3 protein-coding genes are annotated in these 4,354 nt (G+C 71.3%); 2 read left to right on the forward strand and 1 reads right to left on the reverse strand.

Annotation, left to right across the window (positions count from 1 at the left end; all coding sequences use genetic code 11):
• Window positions 1-229 precede the first annotated feature (229 nt).
• The gene (locus ACZ518_RS39360; protein ID WP_469117838.1) at window positions 230-1,957 is read left to right on the forward strand and encodes an ATP-binding SpoIIE family protein phosphatase; all 1,728 of its coding nucleotides are present in this window, start codon (window positions 230-232) and stop codon (window positions 1,955-1,957) included.
• Between the two features lie 88 nt (window positions 1,958-2,045).
• Here the strand turns inward: ACZ518_RS39360 and ACZ518_RS39365 are convergent, their stop codons facing one another.
• On the reverse strand, window positions 2,046-3,347 hold the full coding sequence (locus tag ACZ518_RS39365) for an MFS transporter (protein ID WP_469117839.1): 1,302 nt from the start codon (window positions 3,345-3,347) through the stop codon (window positions 2,046-2,048).
• A gap of 133 nt (window positions 3,348-3,480) precedes the next feature.
• Between ACZ518_RS39365 and ACZ518_RS39370 the strand changes: the two genes are divergently transcribed.
• Complete coding sequence (locus ACZ518_RS39370; RefSeq protein ID WP_469117837.1) at window positions 3,481-4,017, forward strand: MarR family winged helix-turn-helix transcriptional regulator; 537 nt, start codon at window positions 3,481-3,483, stop codon at window positions 4,015-4,017.
• The last annotated feature ends 337 nt before the right edge of the window (window positions 4,018-4,354 follow it).

Raw genomic sequence — 4,354 nt, forward strand, 5'->3', positions numbered from 1 at the left:
ACTCCCCAGACTCCCGCCCACGACCAGCGCGAGCACCCCGGGGACCGGTCACACCAGCCCTTTGACCTGCTACTTCAAGTTGGCGAAGGCTCAGTGACATCCACCGAGTGACATCCACCGAGTGAAATCCATCGAGCGACACCGTCCAGCGCCCGACCCCAGGGGCACCCCCCGGCACCGTCGGGAGGACACACCGCGACCACTTGCGACACCACGAGGCTTGAACGCAGTGAACTTCACGCGCTGGAGCGCCCGCTTTCCCGGCACGCGCCGCGCCGCCGCCCGGAACGAGCACGCCGCGGCCCAGGCCAAACGCGGTGAGGGCTCCGTCCCGGCAGCCCGCGGCGCCGCCGCCCACCCCGCCGCACCCCCCGAGGGCAGCCCCGCCGACGCCACCGTCCGCGGCACCGGCACGGCCCCGCTCCCAGCCGCGCCCGCCCTCGACGAGCTCCCCGTACGGGAAGTCCTCGGCCTGCTCCCGGCCCTCGTCGCGCTCGTCCACGGCCCCGAGCACCGCGTCGCCTACGTCAACGACGCCTACACCGCCGGCTTCGGCCCCCGCACCACCGGCGCCCCCGCCCGCGAAGCCCTCCCCGAACTCGGCGAGCTCGGCCTCCTCGAACTCCTCGACCAGGTCCAGCGCAGCGGCAAGCCCCGTACCGCCAAGAACCGCACCGCCCCCGGCGGCGGCAGCTCGTACACCGTCACCTGCACCCCCGTCGAGTTCCCCAAGGCAGCCGCCGACGGCGACACGGACCCCGAGCACACCGGCATCCTGGTCCACCTCGCCGACGTCACCGACCACGCCGAAGCCGTCGACCGGCTGCGCGCCAGCGAGCGCCGCCAGCGCGAGGCCGCCGTCACCCTCCAGCGCTCCCTCCTGCCCCAGGAACTCGAACAGCCCGACGACCTCCGCGTCGCCGCCACCTACCAGCCCGGCGGCACCGAAGCGGCCGTCGGCGGCGACTGGTACGACGTCATCACCCTCGGCGCCGGCCGCACCGCCCTCGTCATCGGCGACGTCATGGGCCGCGGAGTCCGCGCCGCCGCCGTCATGGGCCAGCTCCGCACCGCCGTCCGCGCCTACGCCCGCCTCGACCTGCCCCCGCACGAAGTGCTCCAGCTCCTCGACGGCCTGGCCGCCGAGATCGACGCCAGCCAGATCGCCACCTGCGTCTACGCCGTCCACGACCCCAACGAAGGACTGCTGGCCTACGCCTCCGCCGGCCACCTCCCCATCCTCGTCCGCGACGAGGACGGCACCGTACGCCGCGCCGCCGACCCCACCGGCCCCCCGCTCGGCACCGGCGGCTGGCTCCACAGCTCCGGCACCATCGCCCTCGGCCCCGGCTCCACCGCCGTCCTCTACACCGACGGCCTGGTCGAACGCCGCGGCGAGGACATCGACGAAGGCGTCGCCGCCCTCGAACGCGCCCTCGCCGGCGCCCAGGGCACCCCCGCGATCATCTGCGACCGCCTGATGCGCGCCCTCGGCGTGGACGCCGACCACGACGACGACGTCGCCGTGATGGTCCTCCAGCAGCCCGCCCGCACCGGAGTGGACGCCGAGCTCTTCCACAACGCCGCCCTCGAACTCCTCGGCGGCGTCGAGGCCGCCCCGCGCGCCCGCGCCTTCGCCCAGGGCGTCCTCAGCTCCTGGCGCTTCCCCGTCGAGCTGTGCGACCTCGGAGTCCTGGCCGCGAGCGAGCTCGTCGCGAACTCCCTCCAGCACGGCACCCCGCCCATGCGGCTGCGCCTGCGCCGCACCGACCGCCGCCTGATCGTCGAGGTCACGGACGGGGACGACCACCTCCCGCGCCGCCGCCGCGCCGAACCGGCCGACGAGACCGGCCGCGGCATCTCGATCATCGCCACCATCGCCTCAGCCTGGGGCTCCCGCCGCACCCCCGGCGGCGGCAAGGCCGTCTGGTGCGAGTTCGCCCTCCCCGACAAGTAGCAGCACAAAAGGGGAGAGCCCCCGGCCCGAAGCACCGGAGGCTCTCCCCACGAACACACACCCGCCCACAGCCACACCTACGCGACCGCTACGCGGAAACCCGCTCCGCCCGCTCCGGGGCCCCGGCCGCCTTCGAGACGACCGCCGGCCCCTGCGCCACGACCCTGCTCACCACCGACGGGTTGTCCTGCACCGGGCTCAGCCGCCTGCCCAGCCGCAGCGCCAGCACCGAGATCCCCAGCGACACGAGCACGAACACCCCGATGTAGAGCATCGGAATCCCCGCACCCAGCGGCACACCCAGCGGCCCGAGCGCCAGCGCCATCTGCTTGACCAGGGCGAAGGCCGAGTTGTACTGCCCGACCGACCCCTCGGGGGCCAGATCGGCCACCAGCGGAGCCAGCGTCGGCGACAGCATCGCCTCACCGATGCCGAAGAGCGCGTACGTGGTGATGAACGCGGCGGCGGCCATCATCGCGCTGCCGTGCCCCAGCCCCGAGAACCCGGCGATCAGCCACGCCACGGTCCAGATCAGCCCGACCAGCGCGATCACCCGCGACCGGCGGCGCTTCTCCACCAGCTTCAGCACGACGAACTGCGCCACGACGATCGCACCCGTGTTGGCGGCGAGAGCGAACCCGAGGGTGGAGGGGGAGATCCCCGCGGCCTCGGTGCCGAAGGCCGCCAGACCCGACTCGAACTGCCCGTAGCAGGCGAAGAACAGCACGAAGCCCAGCACGCACAGCCGCACCATCGCCTTGTGCCGCAGCAGCCGCTTCCAGCCACCGCCCGCCGGCACCGCGTCCTTGGCCATCGCGTCGCTGATGTTCTGCACGTGCGGCATCCGCACGGTGGCGATCACGACCGCCAGCACCAGGAACATCACGGCCTCGATGCCGAACAGCAGGGTGAAGCTGCCCGGCCGGCTCTCGTCGACGATCTGGCCGCCGACGAGCCCGCCGATGCCCAGACCCAGGTTCTGCATGAAGAACTGCAGGGCGAAGGCCCGCGTACGGGTCGACGGCGTCGAGCACCACACGATCATCGTGGCCAGCGCCGGCTGCATCACGGCCTGCCCGGCGCCGAGCGCCAGGGCGGACAGCAGGATCGGCACGATGCCGGAGGAGAGCCCGAGCGAGAGCGCACCCACCGAAGCGGCGACGGCCGCACCCATGACCACGGGAACCGGACCGCGCCGGTCGATGACCCGGCCGGTGAAGGGCAGCGCGACGAGAGCACCCAGGGCGAACGCCACGAACGCACTCGTGGCCGCCATGGAACCCAGACCCCGCACCTGCGCCACATAGATGTAGAGGAACGGAACCGTGAAGCCGATGCCGAACGCGGTCAGCGCGTTACCGGCCTGGATCCGCCGCATCGCAGCGCCCATCACCTTGGTCACTTCTCACCTGCCTTTGAGAGCCGAAGACTGAAGACTTCAGAACTTCATACCTAAACTTCGATGCTTAACTCTACACACCGAAGGAGTTAGACGCCAACGGGTTCGTGCGATACTTCGGACCATGGCTGACACCCCCGACGGCGCGACGCCCGTCCAAGAGCCGAGCCTCGATGAGCAGATCGCCGTCTACCAGCGCGAGTTCCAGGACCTCGACCCCCAGGTCGAGAAGGTGGTCTCGGCCCTGAGCCGGCTGAACCGCCGCATGAACGTCGCGTACGGCCGCCAGACCGCGGCCCTGGGCATCAGCAACGCGGAGTGGGAGGTCCTCAAGGCCCTCGTCATCTCCGGGGCGCCCTACCGGATGGGCCCGAGCGAGCTCGCGAAGCAGCTGGGCCTGACGCCGGCGGCGATGACCCACCGGATCGACCGCATGACGGCGGAGGGCCTGGTCACCCGCGAACGGGACGAGTCCAACCGGGTCCGCGTGATCGTGGAGCTGACGGACGAGGGCCGCAGCAAGTGGCTGGACGCGATGCGCGCGGCCACGGTCTTCGAGGAGGACCTCCTCCAGGACCTCTCCACGGCGGAGCGCGGAGTACTGGGAGACATGCTCACCCGCCTCCTGGACCGCGTCGAGGAGCTCCAGTCCAGGGCCTGACGGGCCCTGACCTCACGGGTTGACACGGCCCTCGCGGATCCGTAAGGTTCTCCGAGTTGCCCCGGAGCCGGAAGGTTCCGGAGTCAACGAATCCCGCCGCCTCGTAGCGGCAACCTACTCAGCGCGAACTCCCACAGGGAACGAATTCGGCGTGCCCGAATTCATTTCCGAAGGCCCGATTATCGGTTGCCGCGGGAATCCGCTAGAGTTCAGGTGTCGGAAGGGCCCAACAGCCCGGAAGACAAACCCCGCTGACTGGGGGTCAGGCCCGAAAGGATCTGATAGAGTCGGAACCGCCGGAAAGGGAAAGCGCGAAAGCGCAGGACCTGGAAAGCAA

Source organism: Streptomyces sp. NPDC033966 (assembly GCF_055575955.1).

What these genes read in the sequence shown, in the direction of transcription:
- ACZ518_RS39365 (WP_469117839.1), bottom strand. Translation starts at nt 3,347, where the DNA reads ATGGGCGCTGCGATGCGGCGGATCCAGGCCGGTAACGCGCTGACCGCG.
- ACZ518_RS39370 (WP_469117837.1), top strand. Translation starts at nt 3,481, where the DNA reads ATGGCTGACACCCCCGACGGCGCGACGCCCGTCCAAGAGCCGAGCCTC.